At 73.9% G+C, this 23219-nt stretch carries 23 protein-coding genes and 1 pseudogene; 14 read left to right on the top strand and 10 right to left on the bottom strand.

The genetic code is table 11. The features are described 5' to 3' along the window. Positions 1-35 precede the first annotated feature (35 nt). Complete coding sequence (locus ACTWQH_RS07615; protein WP_443285584.1) at positions 36-1271, top strand: glycosyltransferase; 1236 nt, start codon at positions 36-38, stop codon at positions 1269-1271. A gap of 71 nt (positions 1272-1342) precedes the next feature. On the opposite strand, the gene ACTWQH_RS07610 is transcribed toward ACTWQH_RS07615, so the two are convergent. Together ACTWQH_RS07610 and ACTWQH_RS07605 are read right to left on the bottom strand one after the other, a co-directional pair. Next, positions 1343-1741, bottom strand: a complete 399-nt coding sequence (locus ACTWQH_RS07610; protein WP_443285583.1) for a YccF domain-containing protein — start codon at positions 1739-1741, stop codon at positions 1343-1345. Between the two features lie 89 nt (positions 1742-1830). Then, a pseudogene (locus ACTWQH_RS07605) lies at positions 1831-3129 on the bottom strand (DEAD/DEAH box helicase); the annotation flags it as partial. Between the two features lie 681 nt (positions 3130-3810). On the opposite strand from ACTWQH_RS07605, the gene ACTWQH_RS07600 reads away from it, so the two are divergent. The 3 genes from ACTWQH_RS07600 (at position 3811) to ACTWQH_RS07590 (ending at position 5733) form a co-directional block, all read left to right on the top strand. Then, entirely contained in the window at positions 3811-4032 is a 222-nt protein-coding gene (locus tag ACTWQH_RS07600) for a hypothetical protein (RefSeq protein ID WP_443285582.1), read from the top strand. A 328-nt stretch (positions 4033-4360) separates the two neighbouring features. Beyond that, on the top strand, positions 4361-5110 hold the full coding sequence (locus ACTWQH_RS07595) for an SDR family NAD(P)-dependent oxidoreductase (RefSeq protein WP_443285581.1): 750 nt from the start codon (positions 4361-4363) through the stop codon (positions 5108-5110). 149 nt (positions 5111-5259) lie between these two features. Then, a complete protein-coding gene (locus tag ACTWQH_RS07590; protein ID WP_443285580.1) occupies positions 5260-5733 on the top strand; it encodes a carboxymuconolactone decarboxylase family protein in 474 nt (157 codons plus the stop codon). Between the two features lie 115 nt (positions 5734-5848). Here ACTWQH_RS07590 and ACTWQH_RS07585 read toward each other — a convergent pair whose 3' ends face one another. Both ACTWQH_RS07585 and ACTWQH_RS07580 read right to left on the bottom strand, forming a co-directional pair. Beyond that, the gene (locus tag ACTWQH_RS07585; protein ID WP_443285579.1) at positions 5849-7342 is read right to left on the bottom strand and encodes a SulP family inorganic anion transporter; all 1494 of its coding nucleotides are present in this window, start codon (positions 7340-7342) and stop codon (positions 5849-5851) included. A 68-nt stretch (positions 7343-7410) separates the two neighbouring features. Next, a complete protein-coding gene (locus ACTWQH_RS07580; RefSeq protein ID WP_443285578.1) occupies positions 7411-8061 on the bottom strand; it encodes a carbonic anhydrase in 651 nt (216 codons plus the stop codon). A gap of 495 nt (positions 8062-8556) precedes the next feature. On the opposite strand from ACTWQH_RS07580, the gene ACTWQH_RS07575 reads away from it, so the two are divergent. The 3 genes from ACTWQH_RS07575 to ACTWQH_RS07565 all read left to right on the top strand — a co-directional run bounded on the left by ACTWQH_RS07575 (position 8557) and on the right by ACTWQH_RS07565 (position 10954). Beyond that, entirely contained in the window at positions 8557-9357 is an 801-nt protein-coding gene (locus ACTWQH_RS07575; RefSeq protein WP_443285577.1) for an SAM-dependent methyltransferase, read from the top strand. A 99-nt stretch (positions 9358-9456) separates the two neighbouring features. Beyond that, the gene (locus tag ACTWQH_RS07570; RefSeq protein ID WP_443285576.1) at positions 9457-10104 is read left to right on the top strand and encodes a protein-L-isoaspartate(D-aspartate) O-methyltransferase; all 648 of its coding nucleotides are present in this window, start codon (positions 9457-9459) and stop codon (positions 10102-10104) included. A 220-nt stretch (positions 10105-10324) separates the two neighbouring features. Beyond that, the gene (locus tag ACTWQH_RS07565; protein WP_443285575.1) at positions 10325-10954 is read left to right on the top strand and encodes a DNA polymerase ligase N-terminal domain-containing protein; all 630 of its coding nucleotides are present in this window, start codon (positions 10325-10327) and stop codon (positions 10952-10954) included. 3 nt (positions 10955-10957) lie between these two features. Here the strand turns inward: ACTWQH_RS07565 and ACTWQH_RS07560 are convergent, their stop codons facing one another. The 6 genes from ACTWQH_RS07560 to ACTWQH_RS07535 form a co-directional block, all read right to left on the bottom strand. After that, positions 10958-11968: a LacI family DNA-binding transcriptional regulator gene (locus tag ACTWQH_RS07560; protein WP_443285574.1), complete on the bottom strand. Its 1011-nt coding sequence runs from the start codon at positions 11966-11968 to the stop codon at positions 10958-10960. Positions 11969-12322: 354 nt separating this feature from the next. Beyond that, complete coding sequence (locus ACTWQH_RS07555) at positions 12323-12673, bottom strand: GNAT family N-acetyltransferase (protein ID WP_443285573.1); 351 nt, start codon at positions 12671-12673, stop codon at positions 12323-12325. Positions 12674-12688: 15 nt separating this feature from the next. Further along, positions 12689-13252, bottom strand: coding sequence for a lasso peptide biosynthesis B2 protein (locus tag ACTWQH_RS07550; RefSeq protein ID WP_443285572.1), 564 nt, complete (start codon positions 13250-13252; stop codon positions 12689-12691). Continuing rightward, positions 13249-13521 carry a lasso peptide biosynthesis PqqD family chaperone gene (locus ACTWQH_RS07545; RefSeq protein WP_443285571.1) on the bottom strand — a complete coding sequence of 91 codons (273 nt, stop codon included), beginning with the start codon at positions 13519-13521 and terminating at the stop codon, positions 13249-13251. Before ACTWQH_RS07545 ends, ACTWQH_RS07550 begins: the two co-directional genes overlap by 4 nt. After that, positions 13518-15185: an asparagine synthase-related protein gene (locus ACTWQH_RS07540; protein ID WP_443285570.1), complete on the bottom strand. Its 1668-nt coding sequence runs from the start codon at positions 15183-15185 to the stop codon at positions 13518-13520. The genes ACTWQH_RS07545 and ACTWQH_RS07540 overlap by 4 nt, the downstream gene beginning before the upstream one ends. 171 nt (positions 15186-15356) lie before the next feature. After that, positions 15357-15500: a lasso RiPP family leader peptide-containing protein gene (locus tag ACTWQH_RS07535; protein WP_443285569.1), complete on the bottom strand. Its 144-nt coding sequence runs from the start codon at positions 15498-15500 to the stop codon at positions 15357-15359. A gap of 253 nt (positions 15501-15753) precedes the next feature. On the opposite strand from ACTWQH_RS07535, the gene ACTWQH_RS07530 reads away from it, so the two are divergent. The 7 genes from ACTWQH_RS07530 to ACTWQH_RS07500 all read left to right on the top strand — a co-directional run bounded on the left by ACTWQH_RS07530 (position 15754) and on the right by ACTWQH_RS07500 (position 23112). Next, complete coding sequence (locus ACTWQH_RS07530) at positions 15754-17454, top strand: ABC transporter transmembrane domain-containing protein (RefSeq protein WP_443285568.1); 1701 nt, start codon at positions 15754-15756, stop codon at positions 17452-17454. Further along, positions 17451-19235 (top strand): ABC transporter ATP-binding protein, encoded by a 1785-nt coding sequence (locus ACTWQH_RS07525; protein ID WP_443285567.1) that lies wholly within the window; start codon positions 17451-17453, stop codon positions 19233-19235. The genes ACTWQH_RS07530 and ACTWQH_RS07525 overlap by 4 nt, the downstream gene beginning before the upstream one ends. 128 nt (positions 19236-19363) lie before the next feature. Next, positions 19364-20452 (top strand): hypothetical protein, encoded by a 1089-nt coding sequence (locus ACTWQH_RS07520; protein ID WP_443285566.1) that lies wholly within the window; start codon positions 19364-19366, stop codon positions 20450-20452. Continuing rightward, complete coding sequence (locus ACTWQH_RS07515; protein WP_443285565.1) at positions 20449-20577, top strand: hypothetical protein; 129 nt, start codon at positions 20449-20451, stop codon at positions 20575-20577. Before ACTWQH_RS07520 ends, ACTWQH_RS07515 begins: the two co-directional genes overlap by 4 nt. Continuing rightward, on the top strand, positions 20574-20897 hold the full coding sequence (locus ACTWQH_RS07510; RefSeq protein WP_443285564.1) for a DMT family transporter: 324 nt from the start codon (positions 20574-20576) through the stop codon (positions 20895-20897). Before ACTWQH_RS07515 ends, ACTWQH_RS07510 begins: the two co-directional genes overlap by 4 nt. Before the next feature lie 176 nt (positions 20898-21073). After that, positions 21074-21790, top strand: coding sequence for an ABC transporter ATP-binding protein (locus ACTWQH_RS07505; protein ID WP_443285563.1), 717 nt, complete (start codon positions 21074-21076; stop codon positions 21788-21790). After that, positions 21787-23112, top strand: coding sequence for an FtsX-like permease family protein (locus ACTWQH_RS07500; protein ID WP_443285562.1), 1326 nt, complete (start codon positions 21787-21789; stop codon positions 23110-23112). Before ACTWQH_RS07505 ends, ACTWQH_RS07500 begins: the two co-directional genes overlap by 4 nt. The last annotated feature ends 107 nt before the right edge of the window (positions 23113-23219 follow it).

Below are 23219 nucleotides of genomic sequence, written 5' to 3'. Positions count from 1 at the left end.
CGAAAGCCGGAACCCGCAGAAATGGGAGTCGCGAAATGCGTGTGCTGTTGACGTCGTGGGGATCGCGCGGAGATGTCGAACCGCTGGCGGGACTGGCGGTGGGGTTGCGGGAACTCGGCGCGGAGGCGCGGGTGTGCGCGCCGCCGGACGAGGAGTTCGCGGCGCTGCTGGCGCGTGTCGGCGTGCCGCTGGTGCCGCTCGGCCCGTCGGTGCACTCGGTGGTCGCCGGCGCGAGGCCGCCGACGGCGGAAGACGCCTTCCGGCTCGCCCGCGAGCTGGTCGCCGCGCGGTTCGACACGCTCACCGCGGCGGCCGAGGGATGTGACGCGCTGCTGGCAACCGGCCTGATGCCGGCCGGCGCCCGGGACGTGGCCGAGAAACTGGGCATCCGCTACGTGCTCGCGTGCTTCCACACCCTCGGGCTGCCGTCACGGCACCTCCCTCCGGGGGCGCGACCGGGCAAGCCGTCCCCGCAGGACGAGACCGACAACCGGGTGCTGTGGGAGCAGGACGCCCAGCGGGTGAACGCGTTGTACGGCGAGGCGCTCAACAGCCATCGGGCGGCCATCGGCCTACCGCCGGTGGACAACGTCCGCGACTACGTCCTCACCGACCAGCCGTGGCTGGCGGCAGACGCGACGCTGTGTCCGTCGCAGGGCATGACGGAGCTCGACGTCGTGCAGACCGGAGCGTGGATCCTGCGCGACGACCGTCCGCTCCCGGAAGAGCTGGAGGCGTTCCTGGACGCCGGCGCACCGCCGGTGTACGTGGGCTTCGGCAGCATGGCCGCGTACGCCCCGAAGGACATCGCCCGGCTGGCCATCGAAGCGAGCCGCGCGCAGGGCCGCCGCGTACTCCTCGCCCGCGGCTGGGCCGGCCTGGCCCCGATCGACGACGCCGACGACTGCTTCGTCACTGGCGAGGTCAACCAGCAGGCACTGTTCCGCCGGGTGGCCGCCGTCATGCACCACGGCGGCGCGGGCACCACGACGACGGCCACCCGGGCCGGCGCGCCCCAGGTGGTGGTCCCCCAGATCGCGGACCAGCCGTACTGGGCCGCCCGAGTGGCCAAGCTGGGCATCGGCTCGGCTCACGACGGACCGACGCCGACCTTCGACTCCCTGTCCGACGCGCTCACCACAGCCCTGACACCCGAGACCCGCGCACGGGCGAGGGCCGTGGCCGGCACGATCCGCACCGACGGGGCGACGGTGGCCGCGAAGCTGCTACTCGGCGCAGCCAGCCAGGAAAGGCCGCCCGTGTCCGGGTGAACCACGCGGAATCGTCGAGGCAGGCACCGACGGGACGGCACCGGATTCCGGGATCACGCCCGCGGCCGCCGCTACCAGCGGTAGCCCGGGTAGGCGGACCCGGTCGGCACCACCTCGCGGCCCAGCGGCATCAGCGACACGGGCACCATCTTGAAATGCGCGAGCCCGAACGGGATACCGATGATGGTGACGCAGAATGCGATGCCCGCGGCGATGTGGCCCAGCGTGATCCAGACGCCCGCGAAGACCAGCCAGATCACGTTGCCGATGCCGGACGCGATGCCCGCGTCCTGGCGCCGGATGATGGTGTTCCCGAAGGGCCACAGCGCGTAGCGGGCGATACGGAAGCACGCGAAGGCCCATGGCAGGGTAACGACGAACACCACGCAGACCAGGCCCGCGACGGCGTAACCGAGAGCCATCCACAGGCCGGAGACGATGAGCCAGAGGATGTTCAGGAGCGTCTTCACCCCGCCAGCATCGCAGGAAAGCTGGACGGAAGAGGACCGTCGTGACCGACACGAGCGGGCTCATGGGAGTGGCGCAGCTTTGGGACTGTCTACGAGGAACCGACGCGGCTCCTCCGGCCGCGGCGCGAGCGTGAACGGCCACGGCCACGGCCACCGGGAGCGGAGCCAGGAGTGGAGGCAGGGGCGGCGGCAGAAGCGGCGGCGGGAGCCGTGATGGTCACCGGCACGCCGGGCGGGACGCGGGCACCGGTGATGCGACTGAGCTCGGTGTCGCCGCAGCGCACCCGGACGCTGCGCGCGGTGATGCCGGCGGCGGCCATCAGACGGGTCATCTCGCGCCGCTGGCCGGGCAGGACGAGGGTGACCACCCTGCCGGACTGCCCGGCCCGTGCGGTGCGGCCGCCGCGGTGCAGATAGTCCTTGTGGTCGGCGGGCGGGTCCACGTTGACCACCAGATCGAGGTTGTCGATGTGGATCCCGCGGGCCGCGACGTTGGTGGCCACCAGCGCGGTGACGTCTCCACTCCGGAACTGGGCCAGGCTGCGGTTGCGCTGGGGCTGGGACTTCCCGCCATGCAACGCCGCGGCGCGCACGCCGCTGGCCAGCAGGCGCCGGGTCAGCCGGTCGACGCCGCGCTTGGTGTCGACGAACATGATCACGCGGCCGTCCCGGGCCGCGATGTGGGTGACGGTGGCGGGCTTGTCCTCGTCCGCGACGTGCAGCAGGTGATGCTCCATCGTCGTCACGGCTCCGGCCGGCGGATCCACCGAGTGGTTGACCGGGTCGGTGAGGAAGCGACGCACGAGGCGCTGGACGGCACCGTCCAGGGTGGCGGAGAACAGCATTCGCTGACCGTCGGGCCGCACCTGTCGCAGCAGAGCGGTGACCTGGGGCAGGAAGCCCATGTCGGACATCTGGTCGGCTTCGTCCAGCACGGTGATCCGTACCTCGCCCAGCCCGCAGTCGCCACGGTCGATCAGGTCCTTCAGCCGCCCGGGAGTGGCCACGACCACCTCGGCGCCCCTGCGCAGCGTGGTCGCCTGCCGCGTGATGGACAGGCCGCCGACCACGGTGGCGAGCCGCAGACCGGACGCCAGGGCGTAGGGGGTGAGCGCGTCGGTGACCTGCTGGGCCAGCTCCCGGGTGGGCACGAGGACCAGGGCGAGGGGGCGGCCGGGGTCGGCGCGTTGTCCGGCGGTGCGCGCGAGCAGGGCCAGACCGAAGGCGAGCGTCTTGCCCGACCCGGTGCGCCCACGGCCCAGCACGTCCCGGCCGGCCAGGGCGTTCGGCAGCGTGGCGGCCTGAATGGGGAACGGCTCGGTCACCCCGTGGCGGGTGAGCGTCGCGAGCAGCGCGGGCGGTATGCCCAGCTCGGCGAAGGACGGCACGGGTCGGGTGCGGTCCCTATGGTTCGTGTGGCTCGTGCGGTTCGTGCGGTCCAAGGACAAGCCTTCCTCGTTTCGGCACGTGTCGAGGAAGACCCGGCGGCAGGAGGCCGCGCGAGGGTCGCAAGAACGAACCGGGAAAATCATGAGCGAAGCGGAGCGGATGGTCCGCGACGGGCCACACGGGTACGGTGGCCCTACCGAGCGTACCTCGCATGCCGTCCTCGCTTCGGCGTCGCCCTCGGCGAACGACGAGCCCGGACGTAGGCGCATGTACTCCCAAGACGCGATCTTCAATCGCAACAGCAACAGCAACGGCGGCAGGGACCGCGGCCGTTCCGAATCGACGGCGGCGAAGACTTCGGGGCTGGCCTGCGTCATCTGCGGCACCGACTTCCGGAAGGCTCCCTCTGCGGACTCGGTGGTGGTCTCCCACCACGACGACAAGCAGTTGCTCGCCTGCCGGGGGTGTGCGCCAGGCTGGCGAGTGGGTCGGCCACGGGCCTGGACGAGACGCCCCTCCCGCTGACCGAGCGCGTACGCGGGCACGAGACCGGCAACGCCTGACCACGGCCCCCTGGAGACAACCGCCTGCCCCGTCGTGGGGGGCTGAGGCGATAACCATCTGGTCACCGAATGGTGACTACGGGCCGTAACAGGGACGGCTGGCGCATACTGGCGGTAATGACAAAGCCAGCCGTCTCCCGGCGCACCCTGCCGTCAAGCCCCTTCAAGGCTCCGGTCACGCGACGACCTGAGCAGTTCTCCGTTGGAGACCGAGTCACGCACGACGAGCATGGCCTCGGCCGGGTCATCGGCGCCGAAGGCGACATCGCGGTGCTCGTCGACTTCGGCACCGCTCAGACGCGGATTACGACTCCCTTCGCCAAGATGACCAAGCTCTGAGGCGGTCTCCGGACGAAGCGCCGTCCGGCTTACAGCCGTTGGATCGCTGCGCGTCAGGGCACCAGCGGCGGCGTCGGACGGCCGTTCACCCTCGTACCGTCCTGTCCCGCGCGAGCACCCACGCACGGTGGGCGGCGTCCCGGTCGCCCATGGCGTGGTGGGCGTCGAGCTCTCCGGCCTGACGGCCACGGCCACCAGCACGTGCGACGCCGCACGCGGCGGTCGGCCTCGTGTGTCGAATTCCGGCGGTCGGCTCCGACGTGTCGGGGAGGGCCGGGGCAGTGGGCTCCGGCGGACACTCGGCAGTCGACCGGGATGGAGTTCGATCATGTTGCTGGAGGGCAAGACCGCCGTGGTGCACGGCGCGGGCGGTGCCATCGGTGGTGCGGCGGCTCGCGCCTTCGCCCGAGAGGGGGCGCGGGTCTACCTCGCCGGGCGCAGCCCCGCACCGCTCGCCGCGCTCGCCGAGGACATCCGCGGCGCGGGCGGCGTGGCCGGGACGGCCGTGGTCGACGCGCTGGACGAGGCGGCGGTGGACGCCTTCGTCGACGACGTCGCCGCGCGGGCGGGGCGAATCGACATCTCCTTCAACGCCATCGGCTACGGCGACGTCCAGCAGCCGCTGATGGAGATCTCGGTGGCGGACTTCCTGCGGCCGATCGCGAACGCGATGCGTTCGCAGTTCCATACCGCCCGGGCGGCGGCCCGGCACATGACGGCCCGCGGCTCGGGCGTGATCCTGTTCTTCGGCGGCGGCGGTCCGCAGACGCTGCCCGGTCTCGGCGGCTTCAAGGTCGCCCTGGACGCGATCGAGGGGCTGCGCCGCCAGTGGGCGATCGAGCTGGGCCCGCATGGCGTCCGCGTGGTCACCCTGAAGTCGGGTGGCGTGCCGGAGTCCGTCCCCGACGGTTTCCCGGCCAAGGAGGCGATCACCGACGGCCTCGTCAAGGAGACGCAGCTCGGCCGCTGCGCGACCCTCGCGGACGTGGGCGAGGTGGCCGCGTTCGTCGCCTCGGACCGCGCCCGCACGCTGACCGCGACGGACGTGAACATCTCCTGCGGAGCCATCGTGGACTGACCCGGCGGCGGCAGGCGGGGCAGCGGAGGAGGGAGGAGGGAGGAGGGAGGAGGGAGGAGGGAGACGCACGTCACATTCGCTCCTGTCACATCGTGCCGAGCCAATCCGTCAGAGATGTGAAACCACCGACAACGGCACAGGAGCACACCGTGGATGCCCGTTTGAACATCGCCGGCGATCCGTCCGTCGGCAAGGTCGTGAAGCACATCGTCTCGGCAGGCAAGGCGCTCTCGGACTCGACGCTGCCGGTCGCCACCCAGGAGCTGGTGAAGATCCGCGCCAGTCAGATCAACGGCTGCGGCTTCTGCCTCGACATGCACACCAAGGAGGCCGCCGCCGCCGGTGAGACCTCCGTGCGCCTCAACCTGGTCGCGACCTGGCGAGAGGCCAAGGTCTTCACCGACGCCGAGCGCGCGGCGCTGGAGCTGGCGGAGCAGGGCACCCGCCTTGCCGACGCGGCCGACGGCGTCACGGACGAGGCCTGGGCCAACGCCGCCAAGCACTACGACGAGGAGCAGCTCGCCGCCCTGGTGTCCGTGATCGCGATCATCAACGCCTTCAACCGGTTCAACGTCATCGTCCGGCAGCCCGCCGGCGACTACCAGCCCGGCCAGTTCGGATAGCCGGCAACCAGGAACTCCCGGGCCCGGACAAGTGGGGGTGCCCGGACCCGGGGCCGCCACGGCGGGAACGTGCCCGCCGTGGCGGTTGGCCGGCGTAACGGGGGAGGGGTGGGGGTCAGGCGGGGTCGGCCTGTCTCGTGAGCGCCGGCCTGGTCTCGGCGGCGTTGTGACGGGCCACCCAGTTCTCCAGCGCCGTGCGGCAGGCATGGTCCAGGTGGCGCACCGCCGTCAGGTCCAGCTCGACGGGCTCGTCCTTCGGCAGCGCCTCCAGCGTCTCCATGATCCGTGGCAGCCGCAGGAACGTCGCGTTGCCGGTGAGGGTCACGACGATCCGGCCGCCGGTGAGCTCCCTGGTCTCGATGTGGACGTGTGAGGTCTCCCAGGCCGACTTCACCACGGCGAGCAGCAGGCCGAGCAGCACGCCCTCGAACATGTTGCTCGCCACGATGGCGATGGCGGTGACGGCGAGGATGACGGCCTCGCCCCGGTGTTCCCGCCACAGCGGCACGATCTCCCGGACCGGGATCAGCTTCCAGCCGGCGTGCACGAGCACCCCCGCGAGGGCGGCCAGCGGGATGACGCCGATCGCGCCCGGCAGCAGCACCGTGAACAGCAGCAGCCACGCCCCGTGGAGGATGCGCGAGAGCGGGGTCTTCGCGCCGGCCTGGACGTTGGCCGAACTCCGCACGATCACCGCGGTCATGGGCAGGGCTCCGAGCGCCCCGCAGACCGAGTTGCCCACGCCCTGGGCGACGAGCTCCTTGTCGTAGTGGGTGCGCGGCCCGTCGTGCATGCGGTCGACCGCCGCCGCGCTGAAGAGGGACTCGGCCGAGGCGATCAGGGTGAACGCCAGCACGGTGCCGAGGACGGCCAGTCCGCCCAGCTCCGACAACTCGCCCAGGCCTGGCGGCTGTACGACCTCCAGCAGCCCCTCCACCCGCACGGTGTCGACGTCCAGCCCGGCGACCTGCACCACGACCGTGGCCAGGGCCACCGCGGCGAGCGCGCCGGGCACCACCCGCACCCGGGCCGGCAGCCGCGGCCACAGCACGAGGACGGCGATCGTGCCGGCTCCGACGCAGAACGAGGCCAGGGCGGTGCCGCTGTCCGAGACGTTCGCGACGTCGGCGGCGAGGCCGGGCAGTTCGGCGATCTTGTCCAGGCCCGACTGGGGCTGCGCCAGCCCGGCCATGGTGTACAGCTGCCCGAAGATGAGGACGAGTCCGATGCCGGCGAGCATCCCCTGCACGACGGAGACGGAGATCGCACGGAACCAGCGGCCGAAGCGGAGCAGCCCGAGCGCGATCTGAAGCAGCCCCGTCGCGAGCACGATGGCGCCCAGCATCCCGAGGCCGAACTCCCGTACCGCCTCGAAGACGAGGACGGTGAGCCCGGCGGCGGGCCCGCTGACCTGCAGGGCGCTGCCGGGCAGGGCACCGACGACGAGACCGCCGACGATGCCGGTGATCAGCCCCAGTTCGGCGGGTACGCCGGAGGCCACGGCCACGCCGACGCACAGCGGCAGGGCCACGAGGAAGACGACGAGTGAGGCGAGGATGTCCTGGCGCAGGACCCCGCGCGAGGCGAGTGGCGAGAAGGCGGAAAGCATGGTGAGGGTCCCTTGTTTCCCTTTGATCCCTTGTTCGGGTTCGTCCGGTGGCCGAATCGGTCGGCGGATCACAGCGCTGAGAACGGTGCGTCGCCGCTCTCGCTCCCGCCCACGGGCCCGTCCCCCTCGTCATGGGCTCTCACCACGCCGGTGTGCACCTCGTAGTACCAGGCGTGCAGGGTCAGGGAGCCGTCCTCGATCCGCTCCCGCACGCAGGGGTAGCCGCGGAGCGTGGCCAACTGGGCGAGGACGTGGCGCTGCACCGCCAGCGCGAGGTCCGGCGTATCCGAAGGGGCCGACCGCACCCCGGCGTCCGGCGGCACGGCGTACTCCAGCCAGCTCCGCACGGCGGGCACGGCGGTGAGATCCTCCCGCCGGACGACGGCGCCCACCGCGCCGCAGTGGGAGTGCCCGCAGACGACGATGTCGGGCACGCCGAGGACCCGGACGGCGTACTCGATGGTGGCGGCCTCACCCGTGGGCCGGCCGCCGTGGGCGGTGGGGTAGGGCGGCACGACGTTCCCGGCCGTCCGCAGCTCGAACAGCTGCCCCGGACGCGCGCCGGTGGTCAGCGCCGGCACGACGCGCGAGTCCGAGCAGGTGATGAACAACGCCAGCGGCCGCTGCCCGGCCGCGAGGGCGCGGAACTCCGCCGCGCGTTGGGCGTGGGCGACGTGGGTGGTCGGAAAGGAACGGACATGGTCGATCAGTGACTTCATGGGCATGCCTCCTGCGCTCATCGGCTCGCTGCCGTGGGGCGCGGTGTGGTAGATGCTCAACCTCGGGACGGTTTTGCCCGGCCGGGCGTCAGCGACTTTACCATCCAATTACTAGCCGATGACCCTTAGTTGGGAAGCGTGATTTCCGCAACAGGCGGTTTCTCGCCACGCCCGAGAGGGAGTTGACCTGGCTCGATGCGGCGATCATGTGATGGTTTCGCGGAAAGCCGGAGTGCGGGAGGCGATTAGTCGGCCGGTCGCCCTTGGGGTCCGACGGCAGAATGAACACCTTTCAGCCTGAAGGCTGCACACGACGTTTGCATAAACTTAATGACCACAAGACCGGGCCCCGAGAACCAGACAGATCCGGCCATCCTCGCGTGGCTCGCCGGCGCCCCCGCCCAGCGGGGCCAGCCCTTCCGGATACCGGGTGCCGCGGGGCGGCGGCCGGATCGGGAGGTGGACTCCGCGGCCGGGAGAGGGGAGGGTTGGGGTGTGACCGACGATGCCTCCCACCCGCCCGTCATCGACACCGACGTGCCGCACTCCGCCCGGATCTGGACGTACTGGCTGGGCGGCAAGGACCACTATCCCGTCGACCGGGAGGCCGGAGAGCGGGTGCGGGAGACGTTTCCCGCCATCGTGGATCTCGCCCGGATCGGGCGCTACTTCCTCGGCCGCGTCGTGCGGTACCTGGCCGGCGAGGCGGGGATACGCCAGTTCCTGGACGTCGGCACCGGGCTGCCCACCGTGGACAACACCCACGAGGTGGCTCAGCGGATCGCGCCCGAGGCACGGATCGTCTACGTGGACAACGATCCGCTGGTGCTCGCCCACGCCGAGGCCCTGCTCACCTCGACCCCGCAGGGCGCCACCGACTACATCAACGCCGACGTGCGCGACCCCGACGCCATACTCGCGCGCGCCGCCCGGACCCTCGACTTCTCCCGGCCCGTCGCCCTGGTCCTGATGGGCGTCCTGGCGCACGTGGCCGACTACGACGAGGCGCGCGCCGTCGTGCGCCGCCTGCTGGCCGCCCTGCCACCCGGCAGCTTCCTGGCCGTGCGGGACGGCGCCGACACCGATCCCGACTACAGCGAGGCGATCCGCGGCTACAACGCCAGCGGCGCCGTCGCCTACCACCTGCGGACCCCGGAGCAGATCGCCGGCTTCCTGGACGGCCTGGACGTCGTCGAACCCGGGGTGGTGCCATGCCCCCTGTGGCGCCCGGACGTCAGCCCGCTGACGTCCGCCAGGGAGGTGGCGCTGCTCGGCGGCGTCGGGCGGAAGCCGTAGCGGCACCGCGGCGCGGCGGCGGCGTCACCCGGCTTCCCCTCGACGCGCGCCGGGCGCCGGCCGGCGGTAGCCTCGCGGTATGGGCGCCGGGGACGCAGCATGACCGCGGCACGCTCGCCCGACGACCTGGTGAGGGCGCTTCGCGAGGCCGGGATCGGCGACGAACGCCTGCTGTCGGCTGTGCGCGCCACGCCCCGTGCCGCGTATGTCCCGCCCGACCTGGCACAGGCCGCCTACGGCGACGCCCCCGTACCGATCGGGCACGGCCAGGTGACCACGCAGCCGTCGCTCTCCGCGCGGATGATCGAAGGGCTCGCCCTCGGCGGGAACGAGCACGTGCTGGAGGTCGGCACGGGCCTGGGCTTCCAGACCGCGCTGCTGGCCCGCCTCGCCGCCGACGTCGTGACCATCGACGTGTGGGAGGACGTCGTCGACCAGGCGCGGGACAACCTCACCCGGCAGGGCGTCGCCAACGTGGAGCTGCGGGTCGGTGACGGCAGCGAGGGCGTGCCGGACCGCGCGCCCTACGACGCCGTGCTCGTGTCGGCGGCGGCCCCGGCCGTGCCGCCGCCGCTGGCCGAGCAGCTGCGCGTCGGTGGGCGGCTGGTCCAGCCGATCGGGCCGGGTGGGCAGGAGGAGGTGTGGGCGTTCGCGCGCACCGCCGAGGGGCGCCTGGAGCGCACGGAGGCCCTCACCCTGGCGCGGTTCGTCAAGCTGCGCGGGCGGTACGGGATACCGGGTCGGTGACAGCGCGTCCGGGTATCCCGTACCGCCCGGGCGCTCCGCAGGCCCTGACAGCGACGGTCTCGCCGCCGGGGCCACCCGTACGTCGAGCCGTACACCGTCAGGACCGAGGGACGGGGGTGAGGGGTCCCGATCCGGCCGCAGTGATGGGTTTCTGCCCGGCCGGCGGGGGCACCCGCCGCGTGGCGACGACCGGAGCACGGCGTTGCGGGAGCTGAAGGCCATGACCTCCAAGGACGCGCTGGCGGAGTACCGCCGGCGACGCGACTTCGCGAAGACCGTGGAGCCCGAGGGCCGCCGGGGCGGCGGCCCCGGCGGGCGGCCCCGCTTCGTGGTGCAGATCCACGACGCCCGCAGGCTGCACTTCGACTTCCGGCTGGAGGTGGAGGGGGTGCTGAAGTCGTGGGCCGTCCCCAAGGGGCCCTCCAGCGATCCCCGGCAGCGGCGTTTCGCCACCCGGACCGAGGACCATCCGCTGGAGTACGGCGACTTCGAGGGCGTCATCCCGAAGGGAGAGTATGGCGGGGGAACCGTCATCATCTGGGACGAGGGGACCTACCGCAGCCTCGCCACCGATCGGAGGGGCCGCGAGATCCCCTTCGCCGAGGCCCTGCGCGACGGCCACGCGTCGTTCTGGATGGACGGCAGCAAGCTGCGCGGCGGCTACGCCCTCACCCGCATCCGGGGTGGCCCGGGCGGGGACGACGAGGGGTGGCTGCTGGTGAAGCGGAACGACGAACGCGCCCACTCCGGCGGGGCTCCCGCCACGCCCGCCCGGGCGCGGTCCGTGCGCACGCGGCGCTCGCTCAGGCAGGTGGCCGCCGAGGAGTCGGCCGGAGACTCCGAGGGCTAGGGCCTAGCGGCGCGGGGGAGCGGTGCTGTCGCGGACGACGAGCTCGGTGGCCAGTTCCACGCGGGTCTGGGCCAGCGGCATGCCCTGGGCCAGCGTGATCACCATGGTCGCGGCGGTGGCGGCCATCTCGGCCAGCGGCTGGTGGACCGTGGTCAGCGGCGGGACGGTCCACTGCGCCGGACGCAGGTCGTCGAATCCGACGACGCTCAGGTCGTCGGGGATGCGCAGCCCGGCCTCGGCGGCGGCGCGGTAGACGCCGAGCGCCAGGGCGTCGTTGCAGGCGAAGACGGCGGTCGGCGGGTCGGTCAGGCGCAGCAGCTTCCGCGCGTGCCGGAGGCCCTCCTCGGCCCGGTAGTCGCCGACGCGGACGAGCGCCGGGTCGACGGGCACTCCCGCGGTGTCCATCGCGGTGCGGTAGCCGTCCAGCCGGGCCCGGCTGGCGAGGGCGCGTTCGGGGCCGGTGATGACGGCGATGCGGCGGTGGCCGAGCTGGAGGAGGTGGCGGGTGGCGGACAGGCCGCCGTTCCAGTTGGTGGCGCCGACGGAGGGGAAGGCGTGGGCGGGTTCCCCGTTGGGGTCGACGAGGACGAAGGGGATGCCGCGGCTGCGCAGCTGACCGCTCTGGGTGTCGGTGAGGACGGAGTACACCTCGATGATGCCGGCCGGGCGGTGGGAGAGGATCTCCTGCACCCAGCCGTGTCCGGGTGTGGGGCGGCCCCGCAGCCCGGAGAGGATCACGGCCATGCGGTGTTCGCTCGCCACGGACTGGACGCCGTTGATGATCTCGATGTGGTACGCGTCCCGCACCTGGCGGAAGACCAGTTCAAGCAGCGGCGCCGGGCGGGCCGGCCGCTTCTGCCGCCGGTAGCCGTGCCGGCGGATGATGTCCTCGACGCGGGCGCGGGTCTCGGGCGAGACGTCCGCCCGACCGTTGATCACCTTGGAGACGGTCGCGACGGAGATTCCCGCGAGTTCGGCTATCTGAGCGGTGGTCAGCGGCTCTGCTGAGGACATACGGGGAGTCTAGAGGAGACGTCGTCGAACGTTTCGAATCCGCGGAAACCTGTGCGCTGCCAGAGGACTTGACGGCTCCGAGGGGCCTCTCCGAAGTTCCGGCTCCACTCGCTTCGACGCTTCGTACGAAACATTCGGCCCCGCGCTCCGGCGCTCCCGCACAGACCTCGCAACAGGGAGAAGAAGCCATGACCCACCTCCCACGCCGCCCGGCGACACTGGCCGGGTGCGCGGCCGCGGCCAACCCCGACCATCCCCCGGGCCATTCCCCGCCTCGTGGACGCCCACGCCCGAGCGGGGCGGCTCACGCGGTGAGGTCGGCGGCCTGGCGCAGTTCGCCCTCCAGCAGGCTCATCAGGAACATGCCGTGCCACCGGCCGTCGCGGCGTCGGTGCCGTACCCCCGGCCCCAGCAGTCCTTCTCACCGAGGTACACGTCGAGTTCGGCCCGCCCGTGCTCCGGCTCGGCATCGCGAAGGGCGATGACGCCGATGGTCCGGCCGGAGTCGAGCGTCTCCACCATGAACGTCACCTTGTCGTAGCCGTTGCGCGGGCGATCGCGCATGCGCTGCCGGATCTGCGCCAGCGACTCGGGAGAGGCGAAGTCGAGCCACCGCACCACCTCCGGGTCGTTGTGCCAGCGCCACAGCACGTCGGCGTCGTCGGGCTCGATCGGGCGCAGGCGGACGAGATCTCCGGTCAGCACGGGTGGCACGGCTCCTCACAGGCTCGTCGGTGCTTCCCGAGCATCGACGGCCGGTCCGCGATCCGCCACCGGTTTTCCCGCGCCAACGTGACGCCCGCGTGGCTCCGGCGAACGGCGACGCCGCCGGAGCCACGACCGCTCGCCACCGTCAGGCTCGTTGTCGTCCGCGATCGGCGGGACGGACAGCAGGGTCCGGTAGTGGCCCGCCGGTGCGGGCTCTCCGATGGGGCTGCCCGCCACCTCGATCCACGCGTGGGCCGCGAAGGGGCCGGTGCGCACTCCCGTGCACCAGGTGGGCCAGACGCCTCGGCTCCGGCACAGCAGGGCCGCCGCGATGGACCGTTGCAGGCAGGCCTGACCGGCGCAGCGCAGGCTCACCGCCACGACCGCCCGGCGGGCGGCGAGCGCCTGGGCGGGTGTGGCGGGCCGGGCGCCGCGGCGCAGGAATGCGAGGATCCGCCGCAGCCGCGCCGGCTTGGCGCGGGCCAGCAGCCGGGCCGCGCCGACGGCGATCAGCGGCACCACGCGCCGGTGAAGCGGCAGGCTGTCCCGTTCCGGCAGGGCGGCGGGGACGCTCATCGGCTCTCCTGAAGGAGCTGGGCGGCGCGCAGGTGCGCCACCAGGCGGGAGACGTCGCGGCGCGCGTCGCCGGGGTCGGCGCCGTGGTGGGTGACCAGGGCGTCCGCCGCCTGCTCGTGCGTGCGGCCGTCGAGCAGGTCGCGCAGGACCCGCACGCCGGTGGGGTTGAGCTGCCAGTAGCGGCCGGTGCGCTGGTGGAGCAGGACGGCGCCGTCGTCGGTCTCGGCCATGGACACGTCGGGGTGCAGGCGCGGGCGCGGGCTCGTCATGGCCTCTCCAGGAGTAGGGGCGGGGGCAGCGGGCGTTGGCGGTGGGCGCCGCGGGCCCAGGCCTCGCAGCCCAGGAGCTGCTCGGCGGCGTTGTCCCGGGAGGTGTCGGCCGACGGCGCCAGCAGGTAGTCGCGCAGCGCGGTGGGCGAGATCATTCCCAGGCGGGCGAGGATCGAGTCGGAGAAGACGTCGAGGATCGCGGCGAGGTTGCGCCGCCGTCCGGCGCGCAGGTCCGCGCTGAAGTCGCCCTTGGTGGTGCGGCCCAGCACCACGTCGGGCACGACACCCCGCATGGACGCGGCGAGCAGCGGCTTGTACCGCAGCGGCGTGGCGCGCTCGGGGAGACGGACCGCCAGCGCCGCCTCCACGACGCGGTCGTCGAGGTAGGGCTGGTGCAGCCGGACGCCCGCGGCGTCGAAGAGGCGCGACAGCTGCCGGTAGGCGGGCGCGGTGGTGCGCAGCGCGACGAGGAACTGGTGCTGTCCCCGGTCCGGCGCGAAGGGGCGTACGTCCTCGGCGGTGGACCGCAACGCCTGCCGTGCGGCGTCGATCGCGTCGGCGGTGGCCCAGGCCGGGGCGCGCAGCGGGGCCAGTCCCCAGCCGAGGGCGGGCGTGCGGCGGCGGGGGGCCGGACGCGTGAGGTCGTCGGCCTGGGTGAGCCACCACCGGGCGACGCCGTCCGTCCGCGCCAGCTGGGCGAGGGTCTCGGGCAGCGGCCAGCGCTCGAGGGCCCGGTGGGCGCGCACGCGCCGCAGGGCGGCGAGAGGGTGGCGGCGCGCCAGCCGGTGCAGGTAGCCGGGGAACCGGCTGAACAGCTCGTCGCCGCCGTGCCCGGCCACATGGCACCGGGAGCCGTGCTCGGCGAGCAGGGCGGCGGTGTGGCGCATCCGCGCCAGCGTGCGCGTGTACGGGTAGGGCCGCTCGGTGTCGGCCGTGGCGCCGGGATCGGTGAAGACCGGGGGCAGCTCGTCCTGGCCGACGACGAGGTGCCGGGCTTCGGGCAGCGAGCGCGCGGACCGCTCGGCGAAGTAGGAGTCGTCGTTGCCGGCGTCCGCCTCGGCCCAGCGGAAGGTCAGCAGCCCGGGGGTGTGACGTGCGGCCAGGAAGCACAGGGAGGTCGAGTCCATGCCGCCGGAGAGGTCCGCGCTGAGCGCGCCCTCCTCGCCGCGCCGGCCGTCCATGGCCGTCACCAGCGCGTTCCTGAGCGCCACGGCGCCTTCGGCCAGCGGGCGTTCGGCGGCGGGCGGGCGCCACCACCGCTCCTGACGGGCGTCGTGGCCCTCCAGCAGCAGGCAGTGGTCCTGCGGCACCGTGGACACCCCCGACCACACGCTCCGGTCGGACAGCGGGGGCGGCAGCATGCCGCCGCAGACGACCCGCGCGGCCAGCGCGAGCTCGTCGATGCCGGCGCCCGTCATCGTGGCCAGGACATCCGCCCGGTCGGCGGCGAGGGGCAGCTCCCCCCGCCGGGCGGAGAAGACCTGGCGCAGGCCGGACAGGCTGCCCTGGACCCGCGTGACGCCGCCGACGGCGGCCACCAGGTGGAAGCTGCCGGGCAACGCGGCGGCCACGGCGTTGACATCGGCGGGGGTGCGGACACGCCGGCACAGCTGGGCCAGGCGTCCGGTGGTGACCGGGCAGAACCCGATCACCACCAGTCGCACCGGACCTGCCTCCGCCTGCCGGACCTCGTCCGGGCCCCATCGCCCCACGATCCAGGGGCGACCCGACGGGTGCGCTATGCGACGCGGGTCGTCGAAGGGGAACACGCCGCCGTCGAGCCGTGTGTGCGGCGCGTCAGGAAGGACGACAAATCCGGCGCGGTATGGCATTTCTCAGAACCATTGCTCGCCGAGGACGTCCTCGTACTTGCTGCCGAAGCCGAGGGTGTCCTCGGAGAATTCACCGACGGCAACCAGAGCCGGCGGCTCGTAGCTCTGGGCCGTGTCCTGCTCGTCGATGGATGTCGGGTTTTCCATTGATTCCTCCTGACGGTTTTGAATGACCTGTCCACTTTCGGCGCGTAGCCATTGCGCACGCAATTGCGGTGGCCGTGGCAGCGCAGGCATACCCGCCGGTCTTGCTTTCAGTCAGGGCTTTCGAGAACGGGCCATCTGTCCCAAGATGCGCGTGCAAACCCTTCACTGGTCTGAGCCACTGTTTCCCCCGCCGGGAAGGATTCCTGAATTCCGTGGTCCGTTTTTTCGGGAACGTGGCACTAATGTACGAGGCGTGACGAGACGTGGGAGAGGTGTCAGCGGCCGGAGCGCCTGGGGATTCCTGTGGTGGCTGGTGGCCTGTCAGAGGCGCCGGGTTGCCGCGGGGGCGGTGCTGGGCACCGCGTGGATGATCGGCCTGACGCTGCCGCCGTACGCGCTGTCGCGCGCCATCGACGACGGCCTGGCGCCGGGGGACTCCGCGGCGCTCGCCGGCTGGGCGGCGGTCCTGCTGAGCGTCGGCGTGGCGAACGCCTGGCTTGCCATCATGCGGCACCGCACCATGACGCGGGTGCGGCTCGACGCCGCCTACCGCACCGTGCGCGTCGTGGTCGGGCACACCACCCGGCTGGGCGCAGCGCTGCCCCGCCGGGTCACGGCCGGGGAGGTCATGACGATCGGGATGAGCGACGTGGGCGTCATCGCGCAGACGCTGACCGTCACCGGACCCGGGGTCGGCGCGGTCCTCGCCTACCTCGCCGTGGCCGCGTGGCTGCTGTCCGTCTCGCCGCCGCTGGCGCTGGTGGTGCTGCTGGGCGTCGCCGTGCTCGCGGTGCTGCTCGGGCCGCTGCTGGGGCGGCTGCAGGGCGTGGAGGCGGCGTACCGCGAGCGGCTGGGCGGGCTCGCCGACCGGGTGGTGGACATCGTCGGAGGGCTGCGCGTGCTGGGCGGGCTCGGCGGCAGGCAGGTGTACGCCGAGCGCTACCGGCGCGACGCGCGGGCGTTGCGGGACGAGGGGTACCGGGTCGGGAGGGTGACGAGCTGGATCCAGGCCCTGGGGGCCGGGCTGCCGACGCTGTTCCTCGCCGCCGTGACGTGGCTGGCCGCCCGGATGGTGGCCCAGGGAAGCCTCACCGTGGGCGAGTTGGTGGCGGTCTACGGCTACGTCGCGGTCCTGGTCGTGCCGGTGAGCTCCTTCATCGAGGGCGGATACGACATCGGCCGCGGGCTCGTCGCGGCGCGGCGGGTGGTGCGTTTCCTGGCGCTGGAGCCCGACGCGGCGACGGGGGAGGAGGAGCCGCCCGGCGAGGGGAAGGGAGAACTGCACGATCCGGCCTCGGGCGTGCGGGTGGCGCCGGGGACGCTGACCGCGCTGGTCAGCGCCCGGACCGCGGAGGCGGTGGCCGTGGTCGACCGGCTGGGCCGCCTCGCCGATCCGGAGGGCGCGACGTGGGGCGGGGTACGGCTCGCGGAGATCGCCCTCTCCTCGGTCCGCGAGCGGGTCCTGGTGGCGGACAACGAGGCCGACCTGTTCGCCGGGACCCTGCGCGAGGTGGTGAGCGGACGCCGCGACCCGGACGAGGAGGCCGTCGGCCGGGCCATCGACGCGGCCATGGCGCGGGACGTCGTCCTCGGCCTGCCGCACGGGCTCGACTCGGCCGTCGAGGCGCAGGGCCGCAACCTCTCCGGCGGCCAGCGGCAACGCCTGCGCCTGGCACGGGCGTTGCTCGCCGAGCCCGAGGTGCTGCTGGCGGTCGAACCCACCTCGGCCCTGGACGCCCACACCGAGGCCGCCGTCGCGGCCCGGCTGCGCGCCGCCAGGGCCGGCCGCACCACCCTGGTCACCGCCACCTCGCCTCTCCTGCTGGATCGGGCGGACACCGTGTACTACCTGGTCGAGGGCCGGGTCGCGGCCATCGGCACCCATCGCGAGCTGCTGCGGGACGAGGCCGGCTACCGCAGGCTCGTCTCGCGCGGGCTGGAGGGCGTCGCATGACCACGCGACAGGAGGCCGCCGCCGGGGCCGCGCTGCCCGTGGCCGGGCCCACCCGGATACGCCGGGCCGCCGCGCGACTGGTCCGCAGGGACGGGCGCGCCTTCGCCGCGGTGCTCCTGCTCAACGTGCTGGCCGCCGCCGCGGGGCTCGCCGGGCCGTGGCTGCTGGGCCGTATCGTCGACGAGGTGCGGGCCGGCGCGGACGCGGGCACCGTGGACCGGCTGTCGCTGGCCATCGTCGTCCTCGCCCTCGCGCAGCTGCTGCTGACGCGCTGCGCCCGGTACGTGGGGCACCGCTTCGGCGAGCGGACCATGGCGCGCATCCGGGAGGAGTTCGTCGACCGGGCGCTGGCGCTGCCCGCGTCGGTCGTGGAGCGCGCCGGCACCGGAGACCTGGCGGCACGCGGCACCAACGACGTGACCACGGTCGGGCATACGCTGCGGGACGCCGCGCCCGACATGCTGATCGCCGGCGTTCAGGCGGCGTTCATCGTGGCGGCGGTCGTGCTGGTCGATCCGCTGCTCGGGGCGTGCGGCGTGGTCGGACTGGCCGGCGTACCGTTCGCCGTGCGCTGGTACCTGCGCCGGGCACGCTCCGCCTACCTCGCCGAGCGGGCCGCCGACTCGGCGCTGGCGGAGCTGCTGGCAGCCACGGCGGCCGGGGCGCGCACGGTGGAGGCGTTCGGGCTGCGGCGGCGCCGCGTCGCGGCGGCCGAGGAGGCCATCGACGCCTGCTACCGCACCCGCAACCGGACGCTGTTCCTGCGCAGCGTCCTCTTCCCGAGCGTGGACATCTCCTACACCCTGCCCGTGGTCGGCGTGCTGCTGCTGGGGGGCGCCATGCACGAGCGGGGCGCGGTGAGCCTGGGCGCGGTGGTCGCCGTGACGCTGTACCTGCGGCAGCTGTCGCAGCCCCTGGACACGATCCTGCTGTGGGTCGAGCAGCTGCAGAGCAGCGGCGCGGCCTTCGCCCGGGTGGAGGGAGTGGCAATCGCCGCGCGGAAACCGCCGAACGGGCCGGCCGCGCCGGTGCCCGGGCGGGTGGTGCCGGCCGACGACCGGATCGAGGTGGCCGGCGTCCGGTACGGCTACGACGGCAGGGGCGACGTGCTGCACGGGATCGACCTGAGCGTGCGGCCCGGCGAGCGGCTGGCCGTCGTCGGCCCCTCCGGCGCGGGCAAGACCACGCTGGGCCGGCTGCTGGCGGGCATCGACGCGCCGCGCGCCGGCACGGTGACGGTGGGGAGGGTCCCCGTCGCCGGCCTAGACCCGGAGCGGCTGCGTCGCCAGGTCGTGATGGTGACGCAGGAACACCACGTGTTCCTCGGCACGGTCCGGGACAACGTCCTGATCGCCGCGCCCTCGGCCACCGACGAGGAACTGCGCGCCGCGCTGAACGCCGTCGGCGCCGGGTGGGTGGCGGAGCTGCCCGGCGGCCTGGACGCCGAACTCGGCCCGGGCGGGCACCGGACGGACGGCTCACAAGCCCAGCAACTCGCCCTGGCCCGGGTCGTGCTGGCCGACCCGCACACGCTGATACTTGACGAGGCCACCGCCCTGCTCGACCCGGCCACCGCACGCCACACGGAACGCGCGCTGGCCGCCGTCCTCCAGGGCCGGACCGTCATCGCCATCGCGCACCGCCTGCACACCGCCCGGGACGCCGATCGCGTGGCCGTGATGGAGGACGGCCGGCTGACCGAACTCGGCACCCACGACGACCTCGTGGCGGCCGGCGGCGCGTACGCCGCGCTCTGGCGCTCCTGGCACGGGTCCTCGTAGGGCGCTGTGCGCGACGATGGGGGCGGGGCGCCCCTCCCGGGACCGGCGGGGCATGCTGGGTGCGCCCCTGTCCCATCGGGTTCTCCGGCGTCTGCGCGGTGCAGACGCCGGTGCTGGAGGTGTGAGACGTGCGCCTGCACACCGCCACCCTGCTGCTGCGCCTGGGCGCGGGCGCCCCGGCGTTCCGGCGGGCGCTGGACACCGTGCTGCGGGGGGCGACCGCGGGCAGGCCTGCTGGGTTACGTGCGGCCCGCCGCGCGCTGGGGTCCTCTGGACCCCTGACCGTGTGGCTGGCGTGGCTGGACCGGTCGGTCTCCGGGCCGCCGCCGGAGCGGTGGGCGTCCCCGCTCGTGACACAGCTGCTGGGTGGCGACGGCGCGACGCCCCCGCCCGCGCCGGTCGTCGACCAGGCCTGGAAGGACTGGCTCGACCACCACCACCCCACGCTGTGGTCGCTGCTGGAGACGTGGGGCCTCGCCGCGACCGGCTCCGATCCCGGGGATTCCGAGCTGGTGTCCCTCAGCCGGTTCGCCCTCGGTGAGGAGGGCGCGGATCCCCAGCCGCGCCCCCTGGCCCGGGCCGCCGCCCGCTTCGACCACCCCCTCGGGGAACGAGCCCGCGCCCGCCTCCTCGCCCTCAACGACCCCGCGACCGTCGACCTCTTCTGCGCGGCGGCCGTGGCGTTCGTCGCCGACCCGGAGGCCGCGGCGTTCTGCGTCACGCACGGCCTTGCCCCCTCCGACGACGTCCAGCGCGCCCTCTTCTTCGTCCGCACCGGACAGCACGGCCAGTACCGGGCGCTGGACCCGGACGGCGCGCTGCTCGCCCTCGGCTACCGGGCCGCCTCCGCCATGGAACGGTCGGCACTCCGGGAGAGAATGGCCGCCCTGGGCGACCTGGACGCACTGCGCGTGCTGGCGGGGCGGCGTTCCGGGGCCGGGGCCGCCGGGGACGCCGGGGACGGGGACGGGGACGGGGACGTCAGCTCCCTCACCGAGGCGGAACGCGCCTACGTCGTGCGGCAGCTGGTCGATCGGGGTGACCGGGAACGCCTGTGGCGGATCACTCCGCTGCTGCCGCTCGCCGAGGCCGTCGAGACCGTCCGCTCCTTCGGCGACTGGCGGCCATCGGGCGAGGACGACCGCCGCCTGTTCGCCCGGCTGCGAGCCTGCGCGACTTCCTCGCCGGGCACTTCGCGATCCCGGAGGAGGCGATGACCTTCCTCGGCACCGAACTGGTCAACGCCCGCACCGATCCCGCCCTCGCCGCCCGCCGCGAGGCCCACGACGCCTCGCGCGCGGCCGCGCTGGCGGCGGCCCGGACGATCGGAGGGGCGCTGTGAGCTGGCTGCTGCTCATCGCCGCGGGGCTGGTCGAGGTCGCCTGGTCGCAGAGCATCAAGCCCACGGCCGGCTTCACCCGCCCGCTGCCCACGCTGATCTGCTTCGCGCTCGCCGCCGTCGCCGTCTACCTGCTGTCGCTGGCGATGAACGGGCTGCCCGTCGGCACGGCGTACGCCGCCTTCACCGGGATCGGCGCGATCGGCGCCATCACCCTCGGCATCGTGATCCACAAGGACCCCGTGACCGTCGGCCGCGTCGCCGCGCTCGCCCTGATCGTCGGCGGCGTGGCCCTGGCCCGCTCGACCGAGCCGGGCGGCTGACGGCGGCAGCGCGGCGGCGTTCGCGCGGGGAGTTCGTTGGGGGTTCGGAAGAACCGAACCCCCAACCCGGGTGCCTCCACCATCGCGCCCCTGGCCTGCGGATTCGTACGGTCGTCAGGACCGTCGGCGCGCACCGGGCGACGCCGGCCCGACCGGAGAAGGCAGGCACCGCGCCCATGGACGCCGTCCTCGAACTGGAGCACGTCACCCGGACCTACGGCCATGGGCCGCACGCCGTACACGCACTGCGCGACCTCGACGCCCGGCTGTACGCCCACTCCCTCACCGCCGTGATGGGCCCCTCCGGCTCCGGCAAGTCGACCTTCCTGCAGTGCGCCGCCGGGCTCGACAGCCCCACCTCCGGCAGCGTGCGGCTGGCCGGCCGGGAGATCAGCACCATGGGGGAGCGCAAGCTCACCCGGCTGCGGCGCGAGCGCATCGGCTTCGTCTTCCAGTCCTTCAACCTCCTGCCCACCCTCACCGCGCAGGAGAACGTCCTGCTCCCGCTGCGCCTCGGCGGCAGGCGCCGCTCCGCCCCGAACACCGACCGGGCCCGCCGGATGCTCGCCCGCGTCGGCCTGGCCGGGCGCGAGGACGCCCGGCCGGGGGAGCTGTCCGGCGGGCAGCAGCAGCGCGTGGCGATCGCCCGCGCGCTCATCACCGAGCCGGACGTCGTCTTCGCTGACGAGCCCACCGGCGCACTCGACCAGGACACGGCGGCCGGCGTGCTGCGGCTGCTGCGGGAGGCCGTCAGCGCGTACGGCGCCACCGTCGTCGTCGTGACGCACGCCCCCGCGGTGGCCGCCCTGGCCGACCGGGTGCTGCGGCTGGCCGACGGCCGGCTCGCCCACGACACGGCGGGCGCGGGCGCCGGGGCGGGGGTGCGCGCATGAGCGTGCTCGCCACCACCGGCCTCGCCACCGCCTCCGTCAAAGCCCGCCCCTCCGCGTTCGCCGGGACGTTCGCCGCCCTCGTCTTCTCCGCGACCGTCGTCACCGCCTGCGTGGCCATCGCCGTCTCCGCCGCCGGCGCCCCCGCCTCGGCCGACCAGGCGGCGCTCTCCGAGATGGGCGTGGCGTTCAGTCTGCTCACCGTCTACATGTCGATCTTCGTCATCGGCCAGGTGACGTCCCTCGCCGTCGCCCAGCGGCGGCGCGAGAGCGCGCTGCTGCGGGCGGTCGGCGCCGGGCCGTGGCAGATCCGCCGCATGGTGGCGACCGAGGCGCTGTGGACGGCGCTGCTGGCGCTGCCGGTCGGCTACGGGCTGGGGGCGCTGCTCGCCCGCGTGTGGTTCGACGGCCTGGCGCGGCAGGGCATGGTCCCGGAGGAGATCGAGCTGCGCGTCGGACTGCCGTCGCTGCTCGCGGCGTTCGGGGTGCTGTTCGTCTCCTCGCAGCTCGGCGGCGCGATCGGGGCCTGGCGGGCGTCCCGCACCCGGCCGTCGGCCGCGCTCGCCGACTCGCAGGTGCAGGGCGGCGAACGCCCGGGCCGGGTGCGCGGCGTCGCCTCGCTGGTCTTCCTCGCCGGCGCGGGCGCGCTCACCGCCGCCGCGGGCGCGCTCTCCGCCGAGGACGCGGCGTCCGAGGTGCCGATCGTGCTGCTGGCGTACCTGGTGGCGATCGGGCTGGCCGGGCCCTGGATAGGGCGGCTGGCGACCGCGCTCGCGGCCCCCCTGCTGCGCGGCCTCGGCGGCGTCGCCGGCGAGCTGGCCGTGGCCGGATGCCGCGCCCGCGCGCGCCGGCTGTCGGCGGCGATCACGCCGATCGCGCTGGTGACGGCGTTCGCGGTGGCCAAGTTCGTGTCGCTGACCGGGGAGGGGAACGCCGACTGGGTGGAGGTCTTCGGGACGCTGCTGTACGCGGGGTTCGCCGGGCTGGTGGCCGCGAACACGCTCGTCATGCTGACGCTGGAGCGGCTGCGGGAGTTCTCTCTGCTGCGTACGGTCGGGGCGCGGAAGCGGCAGGTGGTGGCGGTGGTGGCGGCCGAGTCGGCGGTCACGGCCCTGGCCGGGCTGGGGGCGGGGGTCTGCGCGGCCTGCGCGGTGATGCTGCCGCTGGGCGGCAGGACCGGCACTCCGCTCTCGGGGCTGCCGGGGTGGGCGTGGGCGGCGACGCTGGCCAGCGGCGCCGCGCTCGTGTGGACCGCGTCGAGCGCGCCGCTGGCGCGCATGCTGCGGGTGCGGCCGATCGAGGGCGTGGTGCGGCGGAGCAGCTGAGGCCCGCCGGCTCCGGCTACTCGGCACCATGGGATCACAATGGTCTGCCGGGCGTGCCTCGGGCTTCACCCCGAGGGTGAATCGGCTCCTTGGATCTGCGCGCCAGA

Source organism: Streptomyces sp. 6N223, assembly GCF_052246635.1.
In the GTDB taxonomy this organism is placed as follows: domain Bacteria; phylum Actinomycetota; class Actinomycetes; order Streptomycetales; family Streptomycetaceae; genus Streptomyces.
The sequence above is the reverse complement of the archived record's forward strand: the minus strand, read 5'-3'. Positions and strand labels throughout refer to the sequence as shown.

Bases quoted from the DNA above. Each gene is read 5' to 3' on its own strand.
- ACTWQH_RS07615 (WP_443285584.1), top strand. From the start codon at position 36: ATGCGTGTGCTGTTGACGTCGTGGGGATCGCGCGGAGATGTCGAACCG.
- ACTWQH_RS07600 (WP_443285582.1), top strand. From the start codon at position 3,811: ATGACAAAGCCAGCCGTCTCCCGGCGCACCCTGCCGTCAAGCCCCTTC.
- ACTWQH_RS07595 (WP_443285581.1), top strand. From the start codon at position 4,361: ATGTTGCTGGAGGGCAAGACCGCCGTGGTGCACGGCGCGGGCGGTGCC.
- ACTWQH_RS07585 (WP_443285579.1), bottom strand. From the start codon at position 7,342: ATGCTTTCCGCCTTCTCGCCACTCGCCTCGCGCGGGGTCCTGCGCCAG.
- ACTWQH_RS07580 (WP_443285578.1), bottom strand. From the start codon at position 8,061: ATGAAGTCACTGATCGACCATGTCCGTTCCTTTCCGACCACCCACGTC.
- ACTWQH_RS07570 (WP_443285576.1), top strand. From the start codon at position 9,457: ATGACCGCGGCACGCTCGCCCGACGACCTGGTGAGGGCGCTTCGCGAG.
- ACTWQH_RS07565 (WP_443285575.1), top strand. From the start codon at position 10,325: ATGACCTCCAAGGACGCGCTGGCGGAGTACCGCCGGCGACGCGACTTC.
- ACTWQH_RS07560 (WP_443285574.1), bottom strand. From the start codon at position 11,968: ATGTCCTCAGCAGAGCCGCTGACCACCGCTCAGATAGCCGAACTCGCG.
- ACTWQH_RS07550 (WP_443285572.1), bottom strand. From the start codon at position 13,252: ATGAGCGTCCCCGCCGCCCTGCCGGAACGGGACAGCCTGCCGCTTCAC.
- ACTWQH_RS07545 (WP_443285571.1), bottom strand. From the start codon at position 13,521: ATGACGAGCCCGCGCCCGCGCCTGCACCCCGACGTGTCCATGGCCGAG.
- ACTWQH_RS07535 (WP_443285569.1), bottom strand. From the start codon at position 15,500: ATGGAAAACCCGACATCCATCGACGAGCAGGACACGGCCCAGAGCTAC.
- ACTWQH_RS07525 (WP_443285567.1), top strand. From the start codon at position 17,451: ATGACCACGCGACAGGAGGCCGCCGCCGGGGCCGCGCTGCCCGTGGCC.
- ACTWQH_RS07515 (WP_443285565.1), top strand. From the start codon at position 20,449: ATGACCTTCCTCGGCACCGAACTGGTCAACGCCCGCACCGATCCCGCC.
- ACTWQH_RS07505 (WP_443285563.1), top strand. From the start codon at position 21,074: ATGGACGCCGTCCTCGAACTGGAGCACGTCACCCGGACCTACGGCCAT.
- ACTWQH_RS07500 (WP_443285562.1), top strand. From the start codon at position 21,787: ATGAGCGTGCTCGCCACCACCGGCCTCGCCACCGCCTCCGTCAAAGCC.